General features: G+C 44.5%; 24 protein-coding genes. 13 read left to right on the plus strand and 11 right to left on the minus strand.

Annotation, left to right across the window (positions count from 1 at the left end):
- Positions 1–86 precede the first annotated feature (86 nt).
- The 3 genes from ACESTK_RS02230 to ACESTK_RS02240 all read right to left on the minus strand — a co-directional run bounded on the left by ACESTK_RS02230 (position 87) and on the right by ACESTK_RS02240 (position 3,363).
- Positions 87–941, minus strand: coding sequence for a carbohydrate ABC transporter permease (locus ACESTK_RS02230; RefSeq protein ID WP_373118441.1), 855 nt, complete (start codon positions 939–941; stop codon positions 87–89).
- Between the two features lie 12 nt (positions 942–953).
- A complete protein-coding gene (locus ACESTK_RS02235) occupies positions 954–1,841 on the minus strand; it encodes a carbohydrate ABC transporter permease (protein WP_148463307.1) in 888 nt (295 codons plus the stop codon).
- A 229-nt stretch (positions 1,842–2,070) separates the two neighbouring features.
- Positions 2,071–3,363, minus strand: coding sequence for an ABC transporter substrate-binding protein (locus ACESTK_RS02240; protein WP_226855432.1), 1,293 nt, complete (start codon positions 3,361–3,363; stop codon positions 2,071–2,073).
- A 420-nt stretch (positions 3,364–3,783) separates the two neighbouring features.
- Between ACESTK_RS02240 and ACESTK_RS02245 the strand changes: the two genes are divergently transcribed.
- The 3 genes from ACESTK_RS02245 (at position 3,784) to ACESTK_RS02255 (ending at position 6,692) form a co-directional block, all read left to right on the plus strand.
- Positions 3,784–4,668, plus strand: a complete 885-nt coding sequence (locus tag ACESTK_RS02245; RefSeq protein ID WP_226855431.1) for an AraC family transcriptional regulator — start codon at positions 3,784–3,786, stop codon at positions 4,666–4,668.
- Positions 4,669–5,104: 436 nt separating this feature from the next.
- Positions 5,105–5,959 carry an alpha/beta hydrolase gene (locus ACESTK_RS02250; RefSeq protein ID WP_118583547.1) on the plus strand — a complete coding sequence of 285 codons (855 nt, stop codon included), beginning with the start codon at positions 5,105–5,107 and terminating at the stop codon, positions 5,957–5,959.
- 259 nt (positions 5,960–6,218) lie between these two features.
- Positions 6,219–6,692, plus strand: a complete 474-nt coding sequence (locus ACESTK_RS02255; protein WP_118583545.1) for a hypothetical protein — start codon at positions 6,219–6,221, stop codon at positions 6,690–6,692.
- 445 nt (positions 6,693–7,137) lie between these two features.
- Here ACESTK_RS02255 and ACESTK_RS02260 read toward each other — a convergent pair whose 3' ends face one another.
- Together ACESTK_RS02260 and ACESTK_RS02265 are read right to left on the minus strand one after the other, a co-directional pair.
- On the minus strand, positions 7,138–7,353 hold the full coding sequence (locus ACESTK_RS02260; protein ID WP_173719187.1) for a PTS ascorbate transporter subunit IIC: 216 nt from the start codon (positions 7,351–7,353) through the stop codon (positions 7,138–7,140).
- Positions 7,353–8,369 (minus strand): SPFH domain-containing protein, encoded by a 1,017-nt coding sequence (locus ACESTK_RS02265; RefSeq protein WP_173719186.1) that lies wholly within the window; start codon positions 8,367–8,369, stop codon positions 7,353–7,355. The genes ACESTK_RS02260 and ACESTK_RS02265 overlap by 1 nt, the downstream gene beginning before the upstream one ends.
- A gap of 200 nt (positions 8,370–8,569) precedes the next feature.
- On the opposite strand from ACESTK_RS02265, the gene ACESTK_RS02270 reads away from it, so the two are divergent.
- On the plus strand, positions 8,570–8,707 hold the full coding sequence (locus ACESTK_RS02270; RefSeq protein WP_173772772.1) for a helix-turn-helix transcriptional regulator: 138 nt from the start codon (positions 8,570–8,572) through the stop codon (positions 8,705–8,707).
- A 225-nt stretch (positions 8,708–8,932) separates the two neighbouring features.
- Here ACESTK_RS02270 and ACESTK_RS02275 read toward each other — a convergent pair whose 3' ends face one another.
- From ACESTK_RS02275 to ACESTK_RS02300, 6 genes are all read right to left on the minus strand, one after another.
- Positions 8,933–9,532, minus strand: coding sequence for a response regulator (locus ACESTK_RS02275; protein WP_009243057.1), 600 nt, complete (start codon positions 9,530–9,532; stop codon positions 8,933–8,935).
- Positions 9,513–10,817, minus strand: a complete 1,305-nt coding sequence (locus ACESTK_RS02280) for a hypothetical protein (RefSeq protein WP_118306841.1) — start codon at positions 10,815–10,817, stop codon at positions 9,513–9,515. Before ACESTK_RS02280 ends, ACESTK_RS02275 begins: the two co-directional genes overlap by 20 nt.
- Positions 10,818–10,849: 32 nt before the next feature.
- Positions 10,850–11,497, minus strand: a complete 648-nt coding sequence (locus ACESTK_RS02285) for a hypothetical protein (protein ID WP_118306842.1) — start codon at positions 11,495–11,497, stop codon at positions 10,850–10,852.
- Positions 11,488–12,192, minus strand: coding sequence for a hypothetical protein (locus tag ACESTK_RS02290; protein ID WP_024726894.1), 705 nt, complete (start codon positions 12,190–12,192; stop codon positions 11,488–11,490). The genes ACESTK_RS02285 and ACESTK_RS02290 overlap by 10 nt, the downstream gene beginning before the upstream one ends.
- On the minus strand, positions 12,185–12,886 hold the full coding sequence (locus ACESTK_RS02295) for an ABC transporter ATP-binding protein (RefSeq protein ID WP_009321444.1): 702 nt from the start codon (positions 12,884–12,886) through the stop codon (positions 12,185–12,187). The genes ACESTK_RS02290 and ACESTK_RS02295 overlap by 8 nt, the downstream gene beginning before the upstream one ends.
- Positions 12,887–13,007: 121 nt before the next feature.
- Complete coding sequence (locus ACESTK_RS02300) at positions 13,008–14,048, minus strand: DUF6076 domain-containing protein (protein WP_118306843.1); 1,041 nt, start codon at positions 14,046–14,048, stop codon at positions 13,008–13,010.
- Positions 14,049–14,350: 302 nt separating this feature from the next.
- On the opposite strand from ACESTK_RS02300, the gene ACESTK_RS02305 reads away from it, so the two are divergent.
- From ACESTK_RS02305 to ACESTK_RS02345, 9 genes are all read left to right on the plus strand, one after another.
- Positions 14,351–14,581: a helix-turn-helix domain-containing protein gene (locus ACESTK_RS02305; protein WP_004614947.1), complete on the plus strand. Its 231-nt coding sequence runs from the start codon at positions 14,351–14,353 to the stop codon at positions 14,579–14,581.
- Positions 14,582–14,720: 139 nt separating this feature from the next.
- A complete protein-coding gene (locus tag ACESTK_RS02310; protein WP_118141915.1) occupies positions 14,721–14,924 on the plus strand; it encodes a hypothetical protein in 204 nt (67 codons plus the stop codon).
- Positions 14,925–15,210: 286 nt separating this feature from the next.
- The gene (locus tag ACESTK_RS02315) at positions 15,211–15,528 is read left to right on the plus strand and encodes a DUF3847 domain-containing protein (RefSeq protein WP_173729253.1); all 318 of its coding nucleotides are present in this window, start codon (positions 15,211–15,213) and stop codon (positions 15,526–15,528) included.
- Between the two features lie 2 nt (positions 15,529–15,530).
- Positions 15,531–17,003: a MobQ family relaxase gene (gene mobQ, locus ACESTK_RS02320; protein ID WP_079746603.1), complete on the plus strand. Its 1,473-nt coding sequence runs from the start codon at positions 15,531–15,533 to the stop codon at positions 17,001–17,003.
- 47 nt (positions 17,004–17,050) lie between these two features.
- Entirely contained in the window at positions 17,051–17,791 is a 741-nt protein-coding gene (locus tag ACESTK_RS02325) for a CHC2 zinc finger domain-containing protein (protein WP_025491719.1), read from the plus strand.
- The gene (locus ACESTK_RS02330; protein ID WP_118306844.1) at positions 17,676–19,016 is read left to right on the plus strand and encodes a virulence-associated E family protein; all 1,341 of its coding nucleotides are present in this window, start codon (positions 17,676–17,678) and stop codon (positions 19,014–19,016) included. Before ACESTK_RS02325 ends, ACESTK_RS02330 begins: the two co-directional genes overlap by 116 nt.
- Before the next feature lie 270 nt (positions 19,017–19,286).
- Positions 19,287–19,472: a hypothetical protein gene (locus ACESTK_RS02335; protein ID WP_004614956.1), complete on the plus strand. Its 186-nt coding sequence runs from the start codon at positions 19,287–19,289 to the stop codon at positions 19,470–19,472.
- A gap of 107 nt (positions 19,473–19,579) precedes the next feature.
- Entirely contained in the window at positions 19,580–21,202 is a 1,623-nt protein-coding gene (locus tag ACESTK_RS02340) for a recombinase family protein (RefSeq protein ID WP_186970589.1), read from the plus strand.
- 69 nt (positions 21,203–21,271) lie between these two features.
- On the plus strand, positions 21,272–22,264 hold the full coding sequence (locus ACESTK_RS02345; protein ID WP_373118449.1) for a hypothetical protein: 993 nt from the start codon (positions 21,272–21,274) through the stop codon (positions 22,262–22,264).
- Positions 22,265–22,268: the final 4 nt, after the last annotated feature.

Raw genomic sequence — 22,268 nt, forward strand, 5'->3', positions numbered from 1 at the left:
ACTGTAAAACATTGAGCCATATAAGGTTTGTGACCCACAAATAGCAGGTTACGTTGTAAAGCGAGTGTGAGTTTTCGGGCTGCATATCATCCTTTTACTGCACCTGTGGTAAGACCTTCTACGATCTGGTTACTGAATAGTGAGTAAACAACAACGGTAGGTGCGATTGCGATAATGATCGCAGCAAACATCTGCACATAGTTGGTTGCGTAAGGACCAACGAAATAGGTCAGTGTAACCGGCAGTGTCTTTTTCATAGGATCAGAGATAAATACCATGGCAAGAAGCAGCTCGTTCCAGTTGTTGATGAAGGTCATCAGACCGGATACGAAGAAACCGGTTCTGCAAAGTGGCAGTGCGATCCGGAAAAAGCATCCGTAGATTCCGCAGCCGTCAATGGCAGCAGCCTCGAACATTTCTCCTGGCATGGAACGGAAAAATCCGGTAAGCAGGAAAATGGTCATTGGCAGGGAGAAGGTAATATAAGGAATCATCAATCCGCCCTGGGAATTGGTAAGACCAAGTTTCGCAAATCTTACAAAAAGAGGAATCAGAACACAATGTACTGGAACCATCATTCCGATGAGGAAGAAGGTGTGCATGAATTCCGATAATTTCCAGCGCATTCTGGCGATGGCAAAAGCTGCCATGGCGCCGAAGAACAGGCTGATAATCAGCGTGACACCGCAGACCAGAACAGAGTTTACCAGCGCAGTACCAAGTTTTCCCATCTGCCAGGCCTGCTGATAGTTTTCGAAATGGAACACATCCGGCAGGGAAAATGGTGCTGACATAACGCCAGCGTTATCTTTCAAAGATACGGATAACATCCACAGAAGTGGTGCCAGATAAACAACTGCCAGGATCACCAGCAGGATATAAATCACTACGATTACCGGTTTTACCGGCTTTTTCGGAGCTTTTACTTTTACGTTGCTCATTTTCCCACCTCCTTATGACTCGTAAGTTTCAACTTTGATGACTTTCTTTACCAGAAGGGTTACAAGCAGGCAGAGCACTAGGAGAACTACGGAAATGGCGCTGGCGTAGCCGTATTTGAAATAGTTGAAACCTTCTGCATAAAGCTCAGTTGCAAGGACTTCTGTTCTGTGGTTCGGACCACCCTGAGTCATGTTGTAAACCAGGTCGAAGAACTTCAGAGAACCGATACAGTTCAGGGAAAGTGATGTGATCATCATTGGTTTGATCAGCGGAAGGGTGATATAGCGGAATGCTTTTACCTTTGACGCGCCGTCTATATAGGAAGCTTCATAAATATCACGGGAAATTCCGGTGATCTGTGCCATATAAAGCATCATATTCTGACCAAGGTACTGCCACAGGGCAACAAATGCGATAACCCACATGGGAAGTACAATAAATCCGGTAGAGTCCATCAGCCACAGAGGTCCTTCAATGCCGAATTTGGCAAGAAGATTGTTGATACCGATTCTCGGATTGAAAAGGAAAGACCAGAGAAGTCCAAGTGCTGCGGAGGAAAGTACGCATGGAAGATAATAAATGTTCTTGAAAATGTTGCGGCCTTTCGGGATGTTGGTGAGCATAACAGCAAGTAAAAGACCGAAGATCTGCTGTGTGACTGCTGAAAAGATCATGAAAAAGATGGAGTTTTTCAGGGCAATACGGAATGTGGCGTCACCGAAAAACAGTTTCTTATAGTTTTTTAATCCCACAAATTCAGGGGGTGTAAGTGCTGCGTAATCGCAGAGTGAGTAGTAAACCATCTGTACTGTCGGGATGATCAGGACCAGAAGGAACATGATCAGCGCCGGGGCGATAAATACGAAAATGGCTTTTTTGTCGCGCAGAATTTTATCCATAATATCTCCTTCCGTCGAATGTTGCTGAAACCGGCTGGGAGTCTGCTTCAAAATAAACATACTCATGGTTTCAGGAAGAATCGGGGCCGTTTGAAAGGTACGACCGGTGTTTTGAGTAAAAAGACTGCCGCGGAACATGCCTTAGTCCGTTCCGCGGCAGCCATGTGCCTGTCTGAATTAACTGTCCGTTATAATGGACAGTACCATTCTTGATAAAAGATAGCAGGGATTATTCCCAAACGTTCTCCTCATAGAATGTCTGTACAGTCTGGAATGCTTCTTCAGGTGTCTGGTTTCCAAGGAAGATGTCAACCATTGCGTTATCAAAGCAGTCACCAGCTTCTACAGATGCAAGGGACTCATTGTAGAATCCGAATGTACCAGTTGCTTTGGCCATGATATCCTGAACATATTTCAGCTGTGCAGGAGCTTTGTCATAGTCGATCTCAAGGTCTTTGACGATTGGGAATTTGCCGCCGACTTCTGCTGTGTATTTCTGAGCTGTCTCGTCTGTGAACATTTTCATAAGAGCGATAGCTGCGTCCTGATGCTCTGTTGTGGAGCTCATAAGAAGGTTATCAGTCTTAACAATCATACGGTTCGGGTCATTTGCACCGTCGATTCCAGGGAACTGGAATACACCACATTTGGACTCGAAATCCGGGTTGTTACCATTGATCTGTGCGATTGCCCAGGAACCCTGAACCAGCATAGCTGCTTCGCCGTTATAGAAAGCTGCTGTAGCCTGGTCGTTGGAATCTCCGGCTGCTGTAGCCTGGAAATATTGGGAAAGGTCTTTTAACTTGGTGCCTGCTTCAATGCAGTTCTCATCTGTCCAGTTAGCGGTATGGTCTGCGATAGCTGCAAGGTCAACGCCTTGACGGTCACACAGATAACCGGCGATCATGGATAAGCACCATGCGGTACCAGCGGAGCAGGAGATTGGTGTGTAGCCGGCATCCTGAAGCTTCTGGCATGCAGCAATCAGTTCGTCGTATGTGGTAGGAACTTCTACGCCAGCATCTGCAAACATCTCGGTGTTGTAGTAAACGCAGGCTGCTGCGAAGTTGGTAGGAACTGCCATGATCTTTCCGTCATAGGTCATTCTTTCGAAGATACCATCTGTAAAGGATGCGTACCAGTCTGCTTCCTGATTCTCAAGGATATCGGTAAGATCAGCTGCTGCGCCTGCATTTACATATACGTCCATGTTTGGACCAGGGTTACAGATGTAAACGTCCGGTGTCTGTCCGGCTGCGATCAGTGCGTTCAGCTTGCCATCATACTCTTCCAGGTTGGTGGTGATCGGAGTTACGTGATATTTGCCATCGTACTCTTCGTTGAAACGATCAATGACTTCTTTGTAACCTTTGGAAATAAGATCTTCCGTAGCTTCCAGGTCATCCCAGAACATCCATGTGATTTCTTCAACATCATCAGCATAAACCGGTACAGATGTAACCAGTGTTCCAGCTGCCATTGCTGCAGCCATTAATATTGAAAGTGCTCGTTTCTTGTTCATATTGAACCTCCTTTTAAAAATTTAGATCTCGTATTTGGTAATTCTTACTATAGCAGAGATTGCCTGGGTTTTCTTTCTAATTCTTGTTTGTTTACTATCAATTATTGCTATCTAAAATTGTACAAAAACAAGTACATGTCAAAGTATATAATTTGAAACATAGAAAATTATGCAATATAGACAAAGATAAACGATACTTATTTAGATTTAAAATATAAATTTGGCTATATATTGATAAAAAAAGCAACATTTGATACAATACAAACATATTGAAAAACGCAATATTTGAGAACTAAATGACAATATTTGATACTGACCGTCGGAAAATGATATATGTTGGGAAAATTCAAACATGCTCTGGTAAAAGGGTGAAACTCAGGAGCATTATAATAAGAATATACAGGGAAGGAGCATGGGGAAATGATACATAAGCTTAGTGGAATACATGAAACAGTAGATTTCCGGGAGGATGAGCAGGTTTGTCTCTATTATAATGATGAATACGAGAATTACCCACCGCACTGGCATACCTCCTTCGAGGTACTTATGCCAATCGTAAATGGCTATAAGGCACTGTGCGGTGGAAAGGAATACAATCTGCGTGAGGGGGATGTGCTGATTATCGGTCCGTGTATGCTTCATGAGCTTTTTGCTCCGGAAAGCGGAGAGCGGATTATTTTTCAGCCGTGTCTGAACAATATTTCTACCAAGGAGCTGAACTTGCTTACTATGATTATAACCCCGGCTACTTTGATTACACCGGAGGGGTATCCGCAGATTTATGAAAAAGTAAAAACGCTTATGCTGGAAATCAAAGAGGAATATTTCGGTGAGTCTCCCTATCTGGAAACTATGATTATTTCGAAATTCCTTGAGATTCTTACATGCGTTGGAAGACAGCGTGTAAATGCACATACTGTAGCGGGACAGCAGAAAGAAAACGGAGCAAACAGCAGGCAGAAGGAATATGTGGAGAAGTTTATCCTGGTTACAGATTATATTAACAATCATTTTGCGGAAGATTTGAGCCTGGAGGGAGTGGCTTCCCAGGCAGGATTCAGTAAGTATCATTTTTCCAGGTTGTTTAAGCAGTATACAGATTCTACGTTTTATAAGTATTTGAATCAGAAGAGAATTGAATTTGCAAAAACGTTGCTGCAGGATCCGGGAGTGAGTGTGACGGAGGTGGCATTTAAGTCAGGCTTTTCCAGTCTGTCGGCGTTTCTTAGGATGTTTAAGCTGATGAATAATTGTACGCCTACGGAGTTTAGGGAGATGTATGACAGGACGAAGATAGGGAACTAGAGCGTGTTTGAAATAGCAGGTGTTAATTTTATTTAGGTATTGATTTCTTATAGAAAGAAAATTATTATGGCATTAGAGCCTGTTTGAAAAAGCATTATTGCAAACTGCACGCCAAAATTGTGACGCACGTCTTACAGAAAGCTTTTTTTCAAACATGCTTTAGGGGATAAGCTGGTTATTCCTGACATTATAAAATGATATGAGTGTCAAAAGGTCTTTTGACACTCATTTGATATCCGGATTGCTACGCAGCTACGCTGCTCCCGCAATCCTCCAAATATTCGAAATCCGCTGATTTACTGCGTAAATCGCTACTTTCTCATATTTGGCGTGTCCCAAGTTCAAAAGCCTTATCGTGCAAGCACGAACAGCTTTTTGACCTTTTGACACTGGTATCATAAAATGAACGAAATATATACAACAGGAGGCTCGCGAAATGATTCACGAAAAAATAGAAATCCAATTGAAAGATTCTGAGTTTAAAGCAAATTTATTTACATATTTCCTGGATAATTCCCCGGAGATCGAGCCGGAGAGAAAGAGATCGGTTGTGCTGATCTGTCCTGGCGGCGGCTATCAGATGACTTCTGACAGAGAGGCAGAAGCTCTTGCTGTCAGATTTATGGCAATGGGCTATCATGCTGCGATTTTGCGCTACAGCGTTGCTCCGGCACGTTTCCCGGAGGCGCTTCTTCAGCTGGCTACAGCAGTTGCAATGCTCCGTGAAAATGCAGAAAAATGGCATATTGATACAGAGAAGATCGTAGTCCAGGGTTCTTCTGCTGGTGGACATCTGGCGGCAAGCCTTGGTGTATTCTGGAACAAGCCCTTTGTTGCAGAAGCTTTGGGCATGGACTCCGAAAAGTTTCGCCCCAATGGGCTTATGCTCAGCTATCCGGTAATCACTTCTGGCGAGAAAGCACATAAGGGTTCTTTTGAAAGCGTTCTGGGAGAGGATTATGCAGATGAAGAGAAACGCAGATTCCTGTCCCTGGAATATAATGTTACGAAGGATACCCCGTCGACTTTCCTGTGGCATACAGCACCGGATGATACTGTACCGGTAGAGAACTCCCTGCTGTTTTTCCAGGCACTTCACGCTCTGGATATTCCGGCAGAATTGCATATTTATCCAGTGGGCAGTCATGGTCTGGGACTTGCCACTGCAGAAACAGCATGCCCCAATGGCTATGGAATCCAGGCAGAATGTGAGAGCTGGATTCAGCTTGCCGGTGACTGGATGAAGCACCTGTTTGAAGCGAAGGAAGTCGTAAAGGCACCTTGGGAATAAAAAGATGGGGTGTTGGTGAAATTTCCACAGTTGGTAAGAATATGAAAGTAATAGAAAATATAGATTAGGTGAGTAGAAGCTTTAAAGTCCGTTGCCTTGGGGATTCCCAGACAGTGGACTTTTTTCCTGTTCTGAAATGTGTTGCTGCAAATCATGCGTGGCGTGATTATAGCACAGAACAAAATGTACTTCAAGTATTGTTTTTACATTATTTTGCTGATATACTTTTTTTATCTTAAATATACGGGAGGTGAAAGAAATGTTGACGAAAGAAGATCTACAGGCGATTGCAGGATTGCTGGTGCCCATTGAGACACGGATTGGGAATTTGGAAAGCCGTTTCGATAATTTGGAAAGCCGCTTCGACAAGTTGGAAAGCCGCTTCGATAATTTGGAAAGCCGCTTTGACAGCTTAGAAACTCGCGTTGACAACTTCGAAAGCGAAACCAAGAGGCGCTTCGAGAATCTGGAAGCGAACTTGCGCAGCGTAGACAAGCATGTATGTGAATTGGATGCATCAGTATCAGAATTGCAAAGAAGTGTAAAAGAACTCTGGCTTCATGTGGAGAACACTACAGACTGGAAGCTTCAGGTTGTAGCAGAGAATCATTCCAATCTTTTACAAAAGCTGGAAGAACAACAAAAGAGATGGGAAACGCAGGAAAGACTTTTATTTTACGTGAACAAACATGAGAAAGACATCACCGCGATAAAGCAGAGGCTGTGTATGTGATTGACAGAACCATTCATACATAAGAATGGCTGTAGAAATACTCTCAGAAAAAATGAAATATAAAATGCATCAGAAAAACGTAATAGAAAAACAAAATAGAAAAACGAAACAGAAAAATACATATAGAGAAAGCAAATTGCAAGTAATATATCATTTTATAGAATTATAGAAATACTAAAATACAAAAGATAAATTAACACAAAGAACGAAGAAAATAAGCTTAACAATTATAATTATAAGCGTTAAATACCATACAAAACAGAATTGGTGTTCAGAGCATTCAGAAAGTCATTACCCTCTGTGCACGAATAGATAAAAGCGGGGAGTACAGCACTGTTGTTATAACATCTGTACTCCCTGATTTGTTTAAAATGTGAAAAATTTGTATTGTTTTATAATTGTCGATAGTGGGTTTGGCAAGTAGAAGGGCTTTTTATGCTGGAAATCATGAGATATCCAGTTCCGGCGGTTTATCCATCGTGTCGGAAACGTATTTCCCATTTTTCTTGCGCTGGCGGACACATTCGGTGAGCAGATATTCAATCTGCCCGTTTACGGAGCGGAAATCATCCTCCGCCCAGGCTGCAATCTGGTCATAAAGCTTGGCAGAAAGCCTGAGCGGGATCTGTTTCTTAGGCCTGGTATCTCTGGTTTCAGCCATTAGTACAGACTGCCGGAATTAACCACCGGCTGGGCATCGTGATTGCCGCACAGCACTACGAGAAGATTGGAAACCATGGCAGCCTTCCGCTCCTCGTCAAGTTCTACCACATTGTTTTCATTCAATCGCTCTAATGCCATTTCTACCATACCAACAGCACCGTCTACGATCATCTTTCTTGCGTCGATAATAGCGGAAGCCTGCTGTCTCTGCAGCATAACCGCTGCAATCTCAGGTGCATAAGCAAGGTAGGTGATGCGGGCTTCAATAATTTCCAGACCGGCATCTGCTACTTTCTGCTGGATTTCATCACGGATGCGTCCGGCTACGATTTCACTGGAACCGCGAAGACTTCCCTCATCTGCTACACCATCCCCAGTGGTATCTACATTGGGTGCTACGTCATAAGGGTAAATTCTCACGATATTTCGTAGCGCGCTGTCACACTGCAAGGAAAGATATTCCTTATAGTTATCTACGTTGAAAACAGCTTTCGCAGTATCTGTTACACGCCACATAACGGCAATTCCGATTTCTACCGGATTTCCCAGGCAGTCGTTGATCTTCTGACGGTTGTTATTTAAGGTCATGATCTTCAGGGAAATCTTTTTGTTTACATATGTACTGCTTGTGGAAGCGGAAGTTCCGGTGGCCAGTGTGAGAACGGATTTGGCGGCATTTCCTCCATCTACGTCACCGCTCTGGTTCAGTCTCGTCTTTGCAGCCGGGTTTACAGCTGTACAAAAAGGATTTACCCAATAGAAACCGTCATTCTTTAAAGTTCCCACATATTTGCCGAATAAGGTGAGTACAAGGGCTTCCTGCGGCTTCAGCACTTTAAGGCCAAGGAACGGGATCCATCCAAGTGAAGCCCAGATGATACCGATGACCATAAGGGGAATCTGTTCGAAGGCTGCGCCGAATATTACAGCGGCTGCGGCCACGGCATAGAGCAGAATAAACAGCACCATCATTCCCATACCATTTTTCTTGTTGTCCAAAACTTTTTCTTTCATAGCAATCCTCCTGATAATGAAAATTATCTTTTGCGAGATATAAATATGATATCATTTAGATATCAAAATGTCAATACATACAAGAGAGTTATAGAAAATTTTTCGTTTTTTTCCAGGTAAACAAATCGTCGATTGACGAAAATCCACATTTTAGTGTATATAAGAGAGTAACGCAAAAGAATTATGGAGGATATCATATAGTGGACGCAAAAAGGTTTGGGGCATTTATTTCGGAAAGAAGAAAAGAGCATCATATGACACAGGCCGATCTTGCCGGAAAAGTCGGAGTGACGGATAAGGCGGTCAGCCGTTGGGAGCGGGGAGTTTCCCATAGTTAAAGATACCACACCCAATATCACAAACTCACGCTTAAACAATATTCCTTAGTCAACCACATACAATAACAAATACAAAAAAGCTGGAAGCAGACTTAATTTTGCTCCCGGCTTTTCTTTATTGTTTTGATGAAGTCGTTCAATGATACTTGTTTTTGCTATCTGCTTACATAATGTGCATACTTGTCACTTGTGTTCTGATATATCTGTCCCTCTTATTGCCTAAACTCATATTAAGGGTGTGATATATCCAAGTGCAATAGCCTTGTTATAGGCTTCGATAGCATTTTTAGCCCCCAGCTTATCATAGATGCTTTGGATATGGTTGTAAAGTGTCCGTTCACTGATATACAGTTCTTGCGCTATTTCATGCTTTGTTTTCCCTGTTCCAATCGCCTTAATAATTTCCGCTTCACGATCTGTCAGGGGATCTAATAAAGGGGGCGTAGTGGACTTGTGACCTTTACTAATAGCTGTGAGTTTTTTTACCAACTCGTCAGCAGAAGCAGACTTATCAATATAACTTACGGCGCCTTTTTTAAGTGCCTCCTGTCTATAAACTGGCATATCATAAGAGGATAGCATAACCACCTTTATTTTTGGCTTTTTACTATATATCGTTTCTATCAGATCAATGCCAGAACTTTTTGACTGCTCTCTTAGGTTGACATCAAGTAATACAATGTCCCATTCGTCTACGGAAAGAATATTCCAAAACTCTGTTTCATTACTTACATAGCGACAGATAGAGATTTCATCCCAATCTTCCAGAAGTTTGCTTAAACTCTCTCCAAATATCCTGTGATCATCAAATAGTAATATCTTCATTTTTTCTCCCCAAAACTGCCGTTGCAGTTAAAATACCATCTTTCTCTAAATACTGAATGTTACCACCATTCCCATTTATCAACACCGTCAAGAACAGCATACCACCTTTGGAAGAAAGAATATTTTCAATGTCATTTGGTTTCGCTCCATCATTTTGACAGGTAATTACGAGTCTACTTTCTTCATTTAGCGCGATTTCCAAATGAATAAAAGTAGCGGCAGCGTGTTTATAAACATTGTTGACAAGTTCTTTGATTATCTGCATAGTCTGTTCCAAACTGTTATCTTTTTTCAAAGCAATCCTTGCTTCGCTGTCAATCGTGAAATCTACAAGTATATTCTTCTTTGGGTACAGCTTCTTAATCGCGTCAAGCATATATCCGATATGTTCCCATGAAGCATACCCCGAAAAGATATTAGAGGAATAGAAATTCATCATATTTCTTACCCGCAATTCCAAATCAGACAATATCCTTTTTGTTTCATCAACATCTGGTGAGCGAAGCGACAGGAGATTTTTGGCACCTCCAATGTCTTGAAGCACATCGTTATGAAGCAGTCTTGAGAAATCTTCCCTCTCATTTGCAATATAGTTCGTTAATTCATAATACTTTGTCAACTCCTTGTAACGGGCCTCCATGTCGCCAAGATGAATGACAGCAAAAGCCTCAAATAAAAGCATTATAAGCTGAAAAAATACATTGACTTGTAGGGTGGACAAATCAAAGCAATAAAGTACGACTGTAAACAAGGGAATCATAAGAGCGAGGACATATCTTGCTTTCCTCTGGGCAATCGGAAGAATATTAACCTGTTTCAAATTTATATATCTATAATCAAGGAAAATTCCCATGAACATTCCAACTAACATGGTTATAGCAGGGAGAATTTGGAAATCAAAAAACGACAGTATGATAGCTGCAATTCCAAACAGCAAGCGAACCATTTTACCCCGGCTTGCGTCAGTTCTTACCAGCATTATTCCGATAATCAATGCAAAAAACAGAAATGCACCCATGTATAAGGTGGAAAATCCATCATACATCAGCGCCGCAATAAAGGAAACAGAAAGCAGGTTCCAGCCACATTCAGATATTGTTGCCTTTCGCCGTGATGTCATTACATGAAGATAGAGCAGATTGAAATAACAAAGCAAGACGGCAATCGACAATAAGTTGATGGCTCCGTCATTCGCAATTCCTTTATGTGTTCTATCCAATATAACCCATAAAGTCACAATACCCGCATGAAGAAACAGATACGGATAGAAGCGTTTATCCTGCATAGCCCCCCTCCTTTCAGCTAAAATTCATTATGTTAGTAATATGATGATACGATCCGTTCTTTAGTCATCAGACATAAACCACACGCAGTCAAAACTATTATACTCACTGGAGAAAATAGTAGCAACACCCACACATTATTCGTTTTCATAAATATCCCACATTTTAAGACAACCAGCAAAATATGAAGCAGTGTTGCAAAGATAGGAATACTCTTAAACCAGTTCATATTTCTAATCCAGAGAATCAAAACATTTATAAATGCCGAATACAATATGCTAAGGATCAGAAAATAGGTGCTTAATAACAAGATAAGGTTTGGCAGGCGAATGGAAATCATCAAAAGTAGAGGAAACAAAAGGATCAGCGTTCCAATCCATAGTGATAGCAGATTCTCCTTAACAATACTTGAGATTTTAATACCATTAGCAAGTTTCCATTCTATTCTCTTTGTGATTTTTTCTTGCTGCAACATATCCTTGCTTATTTCTCCGGCAAAAAAGATAAATAAGCACAGGTATCCATCAAGCATAAAATACTTTATATCAACACCAAATACAATGTTCTCTGAAATATCCCCAAAGTTCATCAGAAAGATCATGCCGAAGATAGCTGCTACCGCACTCATAAATATATAATTCCAGTTCAATACCCTTTTAAGGTTTAAGGTTATCAAACCCATTCGCCATCCCTCCTGATAACTGTTTCGTTGCTCATGTGCCGAGCCTTAAAGAAACTTAATAGTGCAAACATCATGCAAAGTGCAACATCAACCACAATAATCAAATAGTCAATTCCTATATGATGTTGATTCACAAACTCTGTAATTCGTTCTGCCGACATCGCAATCAAATAAACCAGTGCAAAATTACCAAAGAACAGAACATTTTTGAACAGTTTTACTCGTTTTACATCCAGTACAATGATATTCAAAGCGACAATCTCACAAAAACTAAGTACAAGAATACTAAGATAAACGCATACGATCCGCCCAAAGCTCATTGTCCAGTCGGTAAAGTAATAGCAACTCATAAAAACAAAGAACGGGATAATACCAGAAAATCGGAAAATCTGTATCGAATACTGTTTTATAATCTCTTTTACCGCAATTCCAGAAGCTGCAAAAAATTCAACTCTCCGGCTTAACTTATCCTTTGCTGTCAAATCTACAATCATAGCACCGGATTGCAGGGAGGTAAGACCAAAAATAACCGCATAGAGCATTAGGACTAAATAATCTTCTCCCTTAGACTGCAAGGCGTCCATCTGCATTGCAAAGCTCATAAAAATCGCCAGAATGGCAACAATCGCAGTATCAATTAGGAGGCTTTTACTTCTGGTAAGATAGTAGCCTGCGCCTTTTCCCATGTTACTCATGCCGATTGCCCTCCTTAATAAAGATTTCTTCCAATGATTGTCCTTGCATTTCTTGAATACCCTTATCAAACAGCAATCTGCCATTTTTAATCATAGATACATCATCAGCGCACTTTTCAATCTCGCTAAGGTCATGTGAAGTGATAATAACCGTTTTTCCGTCAGCTTTTAGAGCCTCTATCAAACTACGGATTTCTACTCTGGATATGGGGTCTACACCCGATGTTGGTTCATCCATGAGCAGAATATCCCGTCCCATCATAATCACAATCAAAAGGGACAGTTTTCTTTTCATTCCTTTAGAATAAGTGCTAACACGCTTTCCTAAATGCTCGGTCAATCCTAATTGCGTACAATAACTGTCTGAACGATCATTTATTTCAAATCCAAAGTATTTCCCAAAAATTCTCAAATTTTCAAGACCAGTCTGTTCTTCATACAGATAGTCATTTTCAAGCTCCATTGCATATTTTCCTGCAATGTTGATTGTCCCTGCATTTGGCTGGTATACCCCTGTAATCAAGCGTAGCAGTGTTGTCTTTCCAGAACCGTTCGGGCCAATAATCGCATGGATTGTATTTGCTTTTACATTCAGGCTAAAATTCTCAAACAAAACTCTGCCACCAAAACCTTTTTTTAAGTTCTTTACTTCAATCGCATTTTGAATCTCAGACATATTTTTTGCTCCTTTCATTTGGTGCTCCACCATATAGGTATAGTGTATAAAACGAAGAAGCATTTTGCATGAGTAATTACTGCAATTTCGATACTGCCATCAGGCAAATGTCACAGAAACCTCACAACGAGAAAAAAATTTAGTATTCTGTCAGTTCCACAATTACATTACTTTGCAGATACAGCCAGTCCGTAAATTCTTTCGGGCTGGCTGTTCCTGTTTTTACAGCCTTTTTTCTCTGCAAGGCTTCTTTCTTAAAGTCGGAAAAGGCAACCTGTATTTTTTCCAGACGGTCAGCCGGAAAGCCTGCGGTATTCTTTACTCGGTTTATTTTGTTGCGCCAGTTCTGGCATTCATTTTTATAAAGCAGGTCATAGTTGTTTTCTCTTGCCCTCTCGTCAAATTCCCGTTTGTTCTGAAGCGCCTGTGCTTTTCGGCACTTATCGCTGCACAGCTCATACCGCTGGCTCTTTGCCAGAAAATATTTTCCACAAACCTTGCACCGCCGGAAGCAAAGCCCCCAGTCATTTAGCCTGTTCAGATAATAGGTAATCAACGGGTAGAGGGAGGCATAGGCAGACACACATTCTTCTGTGCGACGGTTGTCCGGGAACCAGAGGTCAAGCCGGGTATCTTCTGATGGTGCGCCTTTGAAATAAAGGCTGCCAGCTTGAAAATGTTTCGGTTTTCCTGTCTCCCTGTCAAAGGTCATGGCTTCGTTATGGAATACCCCGGTCAGGCTGCTCATTTTATCCATGAAGCGGTCACAGGCAGCGTTACGGTCACGGGGTTCTCTGGCAAGCAGATAGCTGTTCCAGATACGGAACGCCACATACATTTTCAGAGGGTCGTTGCTAAGATATTTTCCCCAGAGAAATTCGCTTGCCGCCTGCTCCAGCTCCGGCTGTTTCCATCGGTTGGAGTGGAGGGCTTGCCGCAGTGGAGAAAGCCCGTATAAGTTCCAATCTCTGTCCGTGTCACGCTCAAAGTTTATCAAAAAATTTCCCAGCGGGCGTGTCATATCACAAAGCACCTCTGCGTTTTGGCTCCCGTTCAGCCGGAAGCGGATCTGCTGTTCTTCCCCAATCAAAATCCGCTCTTTCATTTTCTTCCTGTCCAGCGTCAGGACAAATAAAATCCTCTCAAAACATGGCTCATGCCGTATAAACTGATTCTCCATCCCTATCTCCTGCCTTTTCTTATGGTAATTATATAATTTAGCTATATTCATTACACTCATGGTATCGCAGAAACATTGTTTTGTCAAGGATAGTCCGCTATGATGATTGCAGTTGGTAATTTCGTGCAACACAGTACCTTGACAAGTGAATGACCGTCCAAAAGGGATATGACCGGCAGGAGAAGTGACGCATCCGGCGCACCAATGCAGGGAAACACCGCAGGAATGGGGCAGGAAAACGGCTTTTGGGGAGAACGGCAGCAGGAAGCATTTTAACCTATTTGATTTATGGGAGGAACAGAATGAACGATAAAAAGAGATTGAACAGCTACGAGGATTTACCGCTGGTTCTGGATGTGGCGGACATTCAGCGGATTATGGGAATTTCAAGAGCGAGCGCCTATGAGCTGGTACACACACCCGGCTTTCCGGCGTTCCGCAGGGGCAGGCTTATCAAGGTCAGCAAGATTGCTTTCTTTGAATGGATGGCAAAAGGCTCCGAAACCGTACCGAGAAGTGACAAAAAAGCGTGAGGTATTATCCCCTGACTGCAATACTGCCGCACTTTCCAAAGGGGCATACAGAAGGAAAAACCTTAAAAATGATACCGAAACGCTACACCAAAACAGCCTATCTGCGTACATCAGATAGAAACGGAGAAAGGAGCCGGTTATGGCAAGAATGAGCAACAAGCGGCGGCTGGAATGGTCTTTCTTCTTAAATGACCGCAGCCGTATCACTTACAACGAACTGTGCCGGAAATGCCAGCACGAATGTAAACAGAGCTTCCGGGCGGTTGTGGTTGACTGCCCGAAGTATCTTTCCAAGCGTTCCAAGAAAAAGGACAAGACTGCCGGAAACGGCAAAATCCATTAGGAACTAAGGGCGCACTTCTATACATAGTCTAAAGACCATGTATCGTGCGTCCTGCGGAGCTTACCTCTGTCGCTGATAAAATCAGCAATCCGAGGGCTGCGTTCGCTTCGCTCCGACAAGGTGGCTACACCCCCTTGCGCCGCTAAAGCGGCTATCCCCTGTGTACCCGCCGAAAAGAGAAATCCGCTCTGCGGTTTTCCCTTTTCATCGGGTTTTATAGAAGCACTGACACACAGACTGTCTGCGGATGGTCTTTCTTTATCTTATAAGCAAAGGATGTGAGAACATGGAAAAATCTTTGGAACAGTTGAAGCAGGAATATGAAAAAACAACTGTCCTGCTGGAACGGGAAAAACGGAAAATGCAGCGTTTGAAAAACCGGCAGGCGTATCTGGAAAGCGGTTCCCGGAAACAGAGGACGCACCGGCTGATTACCCGTGGGGCAGCTATTGAGAGCATTGCACCACAGACAAAGGAGCTATCCGAAGCGGAATTTTATTCCCTCATGGAAAACATTTTGAATCTGCCGCAGGCGGAGCATTTCATCCGGTCTGCCACAGAGAACCACGCCCGTATTTCCGGGCAGGAGAAAGGCGGTGACTAAGGATAGCACTTTATCATTTTTCAATCGCACAGATAAAGCGCAGCGCCGGTCAGAGCGCCATTGCCAGCGCAGCCTACCGAGCCGGGGAGCGTCTTTACAGCAGCTACTATGGAGAAGTCAGCGATTACACCAAAAAGGGCGGCGTGATTGCTTCGGAAATCATGCTGCCGCCCCATGCGCCGGAAATATATCTTGACCGGGCGACCCTCTGGAATGCTGTGGAGAGCTGCGAGAAACATCCAAAAGCACAGCTTGCCTATTCCTTTGATATTGCCATGCAGAATGAATTGACACTGGAAGAAAACATGGAACTGGCGAGGAAGTTCGTGCAGGAGCAGTTTGTGGCAAAAGGCATGATTGCCGACCTTGCTTTTCACAGCCCGGAGAAAGAGGACGGCGGCATCCCTAACCCGCATTTCCATGTGATGACAACCATGCGCCCTTTGAACCCGGATGGCACATGGGGGCAAAAACAGCGGCGGGAATATCTTCTTGATGAAGATGGAAACCGAATCCGGGATAAAAATGGCGATTATATGTTTAATGCTGTCCACACAACAGACTGGCACGAGCCGGAAACGCTGGAACACTGGCGGGAGCAGTGGGCGGCTGCCGTTAATACAAAATTTGAGGAAAAAGGGCTGGATGTGCGTATCGACCACCGTTCCTATGTGCGGCAGGGGCTTGACCTGATACCTACTGTCCACGAGGGAGCTAATGTCCGGCAGATGGAAGCAAAGGGCATCCGCACCGAGAAAGGGGAACTGAACCGCTGGATTAAAGCCACCAACCGGCTCATGCAGGATGTGAGGAAGAAGATCAAAGCCCTGTTTGTCTGGATGGCAGAGGTAAAAGAAGAACTTTCCAAACCCCAGACACCGAGCCTTGCCGACCTGCTGATTGCTTATTACAACCAGCGCAACGCAGGGGCATGGAGCAATAAAGCCAGAACCGGAAACTTAAAGCAGTTTGCCGAAGCCGTCAATTATCTGACGGAAAACAAGCTGCTCACATTAGAGGATTTGCAGGAGCGTCTTTCCTCTGTCAGTGAAGAATTTGAAGCATTAAGCGGCTCCATGAAAAAGAAATCTGCCCGGATAAAGGAATTGCAGGAATTGATACGGGAGGGCGAGAATTACCAGCGGCTAAAACCTGTCCATACGGAATTGAACAATATCAAGTTTAAGAAACAGAGGGAGAAATTTGAAACATCACACGATGCGGAGTTACGGCTGTTTTATGCCGCCCGCCGTATTCTGAAAGAAAAACTGGACGGAAAACCCATTGCCCTGAAAGCATGGAAACAGGAATACGCACAGTTAAAAACAGAGTATGCCGAACTGTCTCCGCAGCACAAGCCACTCCGGGAGGAAGTGATACGGCTGCGGCAGGTGCAGAACGCCGTAGATACCGCACTGCGCCGGAGAGAGCAGCCACAGGAAGTACAGAGAAAGAAACACGAGATGGAGCTATGACATAACCGGCAGCTTTACCGTTACCGGCATTTTTATGGAGGGAGCATTTGAATGTATTTGAAGCGGTGAAACAGTCTGTTACCACCCGGCAGGCTGCTTCATTCTATGGAATCCGGGTGGGAAGAAACGGCATGGTCTGCTGTCCATTCCACAATGACCGCACGCCCAGCATGAAAGTGGACAGCCGCTTTTACTGCTTCGGCTGCGGGGCTTCCGGGGATGTGATCGACTTTGCCGCTTTGCTGCATGGATTGGGGAAACGGGAAGCTGCGGTCAGGCTTGCGGAGGACTTCGGCGTTTCCTATGAGAAATCCGGCAATGCGCCGCCAGATAGGAAGCGTCACAACAGGTCACAGCCCCGACAAAAATCAGCGGAGCAGAGATTTCGGGAAACGGAACGGTATTGTTTCCGGGTGCTGTGCGATTATCTGCGCCTGCTGGAGCATTGGAAAACAGCATACGCCCCACAGCCGCAGGATGCCATCTGGCATCCTCTTTTTGTGGAAGCGTTGCAGAGGATAAGCTACACAGAATACCTTTTGGATATTTTGTTATACGGAGAAATAGAAGAAAAAGCGGCATTGATCGCCGCACAGGGAAAGGAGGTGCTGCGGCTTGAACAGCGAATTTCAGAGCTTGCCGCCGGAAACGCAGGAAGCGGTCAAAAGGACGATGGACACAATGGAACCGGCGCAAACACCGGCAGAAATCCGGGAAACATTAGAGGGGACGCAGAAAGGCGGTGTGAAGAACAGCATCCGAAACTGCCTGACGGTGTTCCAGCGTGACCCTCTGTTTCGTGGGGCGCTGCGCCTGAACCTTTTGACGGAGCAGATTGACATTGTGAAGCCGCTGGGCTGGGAGCGCACCAGTACCACGCTGACCGACATGGACATGAACTACCTGCTTTTGTATCTGGAAGAAAACTACGGGCTTACCAGCGAGAAAAAGGTGCAGAGCGCCATCAAGATTGTTGCCAATGAAAACCGCTACCATCCGGTCAGGGATTACCTGAACAGCCTGCAATGGGATGGCACAGAGCGCATCCGTTACGCCCTGCATCACTTTCTGGGAGCCGATACGGACGAATACACTTATGAAGCCTTGAAACTGTTCCTGATGGGAGCCATCCGGCGGGTATTCAGACCGGGGAGCAAGTTTGAGGTCATGCTCTGTCTGGTTGGTGGTCAGGGAGCCGGGAAATCCACCTTTTTCCGGCTGCTGGCAGGCAGGGACGAATGGTTTTCAGACGATTTGAAAAAGCTGGACGATGAAAATGTGTACCGCAAGCTGCAAGGGCATTGGATTATCGAGATGTCGGAGATGATTGCCACAGCCAACGCCAAGAGTATTGAGGAAATCAAGTCATTCTTAAGCCGCCAGAAAGAAACCTACAAAGTGCCGTATGAGACACATCCGGCAGACCGGCTGCGGCAATGTGTATTTGGAGGGACGACCAACCGGCAGGACTTTTTGCCCCGTGACCGCACCGGCAACCGGCGCTTTCTCCCCGTGACGGTGTACCCGGAACGGGCGGAGGTTCACATACTGGACGATGAAGCGGCGGCGAGGGCGTATATCGAACAGATGTGGGCGGAAGCCATGACGGTTTATCGCAGTGGGAAGTATAAGCTGTCATTCAGCATGGAAATGAACCGATACCTGAACGCCCACCAGCAGGACTTTATGCAGGAAGACACACAGGCCGGCATGATCTACGCCTATTTGGAGGACTACACCGGCGACAGGGTATGTTCCAAGCAGCTTTATGAGGAAGCGCTGGGGAACTTAAATTCCCCGGCAGACTGGGAGACACGGGCAATCTGCGAGATTATGAATACCGGCATTGCGGGCGGCATCATACAGGGCTGGGTAGCCTACAAAAGCCCGAAGCGGTATAAGAAATACGGTTCTCAAAAAGGCTGGGAGCGTGTCAACCAAGCTCCGCCGGAGGGGGACGGTTTTCGAGAAATCACGGAAGAAGAAGCCCGGCAAATGGAACTGCCATTCTGAAAAGCCACCGGTTGACAGTTTGGTTGACGCTTCGGTTGACAGCCGGTTGACGGGGAAAAGCCTGATATTTGGGGCATTTCTCCCCTTTGTCAACCATGTCAACCAAGAAATTAAAGAAAAAGTAAAAAGTAATCATAGAGTGCCTATGGATTGTTTTCAAAGTCTTTTCTGCCGGTTGACACGGTTCGGTTGACATGGAGACAGTCTGCGGCTGTACACCTGCCTGACATTCCCTTGTCGGGCATATTTCATTTATGGAGGTAACTGCCTATGGCAAAAAACAAAAACGAGAGCAATAACAAAAACAGCGGCACCCTGCTTACCGAAAAAGACGGCACCCAGTATTTTGTCATGGGGAAAGTCCGTATCAAGGTATCGGAGCATTTCGCACAGGATGGGAAGCCGCTTGACAGCCTACTGGAAGATGTGATCCAGCACGCTGCCGCCGCTTCCTGAAAAAATACGGAATAACGACTGTCAATCAGCCCACGCTTATGATATACTTGTATCAGCGAGTATTGTATAAGCGTGGGTTGTTTCTTTTAGAAGGAGGATTTTTAACCGTGAAACAACCATACAATACAACGATTTATAACACTGCACTATATTTGAGATTGAGCCGTGACGATGAATTACAGGGGGAAAGCGGCAGTATCCAGACCCAGCGCATGATGCTTAGACAGTATGCCGCAGAGCATGGGCTGACCGTTGTAGACGAGTACATTGACGACGGATGGAGTGGGACAAATTTCGAGCGTCCAAGTTTCCAAAGGATGATTGATGACATCGAAGACGGGAAAATCAACTGCGTTGTCACAAAGGACTTATCCCGTCTGGGAAGAAACTATATCCTGACCGGTCAGTACACGGAAATCTATTTCCCCAGCAAGGGAGTACGCTACATTGCCATCAATGACAATGTGGACACCATCAACGGAGAAAGCGAGCTTGCACCGTTCTTAAACATCCTGAATGAAATGCACGCCCGACAGACCAGCAAAAAGGTCAAGGCTGCCATGCACACAAGATTTGCCAATGGCGCACACTATGGAGCCTATGCACCGCTGGGCTATGTAAAAGACCCGGACAAAAAAGGTCATCTTCTGATCGACCCGGAAACACGCTGGATTGTAGAGAAGATTTTTGACCTTGCTGTACACGGGCGTGGAGCCGCCAGCATTACACGGATTCTGGTGGAGGAAAAAGTACCTACCCCCGGCTGGCTGAACTATGAAAGATACGGGACTTTCGCCAATATCTACGCCGGTGCGCCCGCAGAAAAAGCCTATGCGTGGACGATTGCACAGGTCAAGAGCATTTTGAAAGAGGAAACCTACATCGGTCACAGCGTTCACAACAAGCAGAGCAACATTTCATTCAAGAACAAGAAAAAGGTGCGGAAGCCGCAGGAAGAATGGTATCGTGTGGAAAATACCCACGAAGCCATCATTTCCGAAGAAGTGTTCCAAAAAGTTCAAGAGCTGATTGCAAGCAGACGCAGGAAACGCAGAAACGGTACGACACAGATTTTCGCAGGATTGATAAAATGTGCAGACTGCGGATGGTCTTTAGCCTATGGGGAAAACAAGCAGAACAAAAACCCATACGGGTACTACCATTGCAGCAAGAACGGACAGGGATTACGCCAGTGTTCCATGCACTATATCCGCTATGATGTACTGTATGCCTATGTGCTTGTAAGACTGCAATACTGGTCTATGCTGGCACAGAAAGATGAGGACAAGCTGCTGAAACGGCTGCTCAATGTCAGCGACAGGGAAAGGAACTCTGCGAAGAAAAAGCAGGCTGCGGAGCTGAAAAAGGCAGAGAAGCGTAAAGCCGAGGTTGACGGGCTGTTTGCTAAAATGTATGAGGACTGGTCTGCCGGACGCATAACCGAGTATAACTTCAATATGCTGTCCGAGAAGTACCAGAACGAGCAAAAGGAACTTGAAACAAAAATAAGACAGCTTCACGAAACGATGGAAGCCGCCGTACAGACCGCAGCGGATGCTGAAAAGTGGATTGCCCTAATGAAACAGTATGTCAACCCTGTGGAGCTGACCGCCGAACTTCTGAACACTCTAATTGAAAAAATAACCGTCCACGAAGCTGTCAAGGGCGAGGACGGAAGTCGTGAGCAGGAAGTAGAAATCTACTACCGCTTCATCGGCAAAATCGACTGACCTTTCTTTTTTACCCAACAATATCTTTAATTAAGGGAAACGGGACTTGGATTTCCGGATATTAATACAATGGAACCATTGGCTGAGGCACTGGATGTATCACTTTTGGAGCTGATGCGATCAGAAATGCAGACAATCGAAGGGGCTAACGTGAAAAAAGATGAGGCAGCAGAAAAAGATGGGACAGTAGAAATGAATGAAGCAGCAGAAAAAAACGGGATGGCAGAAAAGAGAGAGAAAGCAGAGAAAAAATACACGTCTGCAGAGGTGACTGAGATGATGCAATCAATGGAAGAAATACGAAAACAGCAACAGCATCAGGATAAAATCGCAGGCTATCTTGCGATACCGGTAATTCTGCTCATTGTGGCTGTGTTTAAATTCTCTGGTCATGCAAACCTTGGCGGTGCGTTATTTGCCGGGCTTCTTGGCGCGGGAGCTGCTGTGAGTGGATATTATCTGTGGGTGAATCGGGAAGATAAGGAAAGCAAAAGAATTTATGGATTTTTTACAATCACTCTGACCGGCATATTTTTCACAATATGTTCTTTCCTGGTTCCTGACGGATTCTGGGAACAACATAGACAGGAAGCAAGTCTCATCACATGTCTGGTGAATCTGGCGATTGTGATATACGCATTTGGATTTGCAGTAAAGAGAATGTGCAAGGAAAAAAAGAACCCGGTACTTATTGCTGTTGTGGTGGTTCTGGAGATTTTGATAACGGCGTGGACTTTACATGGCTTTGCTGCCAGGTCCATAGAAAATGCCATGGGAACCAGCAAGGGGGATGTGGCAGAACAGTACGCAACACAGCTGTTGCTCAATGAAAAAAATCTTGAAGAAGACTGGATACGGGGATATAGTTATGTTCAGATTGACCTGCATCCGGATATCTACCGTGTAGGTTTTTCCTATTATGCAGATCAAAAAGACGCAGAAGCGGGAAAAGAAAGCATATATGGCTATGATATTCAGGTGGATTCTGATTATAAAATTACGATAAAAGAAGGAAGTTCTGCAATTGGAATGGATTTGTGGAGTGAAAAAATAGAAGGGTAGATCG

The organism is Ruminococcus sp. Marseille-P328, assembly GCF_964249465.1.
GTDB lineage: Bacteria > Bacillota > Clostridia > Lachnospirales > Lachnospiraceae > Blautia_A > Blautia_A faecis.

What these genes read in the sequence shown, in the direction of transcription:
- ACESTK_RS02290 (WP_024726894.1), bottom strand. Translation starts at nt 12,192, where the DNA reads ATGAGTAACATGGGAAAAGGCGCAGGCTACTATCTTACCAGAAGTAAA.
- ACESTK_RS02275 (WP_009243057.1), bottom strand. Translation starts at nt 9,532, where the DNA reads ATGAAGATATTACTATTTGATGATCACAGGATATTTGGAGAGAGTTTA.
- ACESTK_RS02240 (WP_226855432.1), bottom strand. Translation starts at nt 3,363, where the DNA reads ATGAACAAGAAACGAGCACTTTCAATATTAATGGCTGCAGCAATGGCA.
- ACESTK_RS02310 (WP_118141915.1), top strand. Translation starts at nt 14,721, where the DNA reads ATGGCAAGAATGAGCAACAAGCGGCGGCTGGAATGGTCTTTCTTCTTA.
- ACESTK_RS02250 (WP_118583547.1), top strand. Translation starts at nt 5,105, where the DNA reads ATGATTCACGAAAAAATAGAAATCCAATTGAAAGATTCTGAGTTTAAA.
- ACESTK_RS02285 (WP_118306842.1), bottom strand. Translation starts at nt 11,497, where the DNA reads ATGGGTTTGATAACCTTAAACCTTAAAAGGGTATTGAACTGGAATTAT.
- ACESTK_RS02265 (WP_173719186.1), bottom strand. Translation starts at nt 8,369, where the DNA reads ATGAAAGAAAAAGTTTTGGACAACAAGAAAAATGGTATGGGAATGATG.
- ACESTK_RS02330 (WP_118306844.1), top strand. Translation starts at nt 17,676, where the DNA reads ATGGACACAATGGAACCGGCGCAAACACCGGCAGAAATCCGGGAAACA.
- ACESTK_RS02230 (WP_373118441.1), bottom strand. Translation starts at nt 941, where the DNA reads ATGAGCAACGTAAAAGTAAAAGCTCCGAAAAAGCCGGTAAAACCGGTA.
- ACESTK_RS02280 (WP_118306841.1), bottom strand. Translation starts at nt 10,817, where the DNA reads ATGCAGGATAAACGCTTCTATCCGTATCTGTTTCTTCATGCGGGTATT.
- ACESTK_RS02260 (WP_173719187.1), bottom strand. Translation starts at nt 7,353, where the DNA reads ATGGCTGAAACCAGAGATACCAGGCCTAAGAAACAGATCCCGCTCAGG.
- ACESTK_RS02245 (WP_226855431.1), top strand. Translation starts at nt 3,784, where the DNA reads ATGATACATAAGCTTAGTGGAATACATGAAACAGTAGATTTCCGGGAG.
- ACESTK_RS02345 (WP_373118449.1), top strand. Translation starts at nt 21,272, where the DNA reads ATGGAACCATTGGCTGAGGCACTGGATGTATCACTTTTGGAGCTGATG.
- ACESTK_RS02295 (WP_009321444.1), bottom strand. Translation starts at nt 12,886, where the DNA reads ATGAAAGGAGCAAAAAATATGTCTGAGATTCAAAATGCGATTGAAGTA.
- ACESTK_RS02300 (WP_118306843.1), bottom strand. Translation starts at nt 14,048, where the DNA reads ATGGAGAATCAGTTTATACGGCATGAGCCATGTTTTGAGAGGATTTTA.
- ACESTK_RS02235 (WP_148463307.1), bottom strand. Translation starts at nt 1,841, where the DNA reads ATGGATAAAATTCTGCGCGACAAAAAAGCCATTTTCGTATTTATCGCC.
- ACESTK_RS02335 (WP_004614956.1), top strand. Translation starts at nt 19,287, where the DNA reads ATGGCAAAAAACAAAAACGAGAGCAATAACAAAAACAGCGGCACCCTG.
- ACESTK_RS02315 (WP_173729253.1), top strand. Translation starts at nt 15,211, where the DNA reads ATGGAAAAATCTTTGGAACAGTTGAAGCAGGAATATGAAAAAACAACT.
- ACESTK_RS02255 (WP_118583545.1), top strand. Translation starts at nt 6,219, where the DNA reads ATGTTGACGAAAGAAGATCTACAGGCGATTGCAGGATTGCTGGTGCCC.
- ACESTK_RS02305 (WP_004614947.1), top strand. Translation starts at nt 14,351, where the DNA reads ATGAACGATAAAAAGAGATTGAACAGCTACGAGGATTTACCGCTGGTT.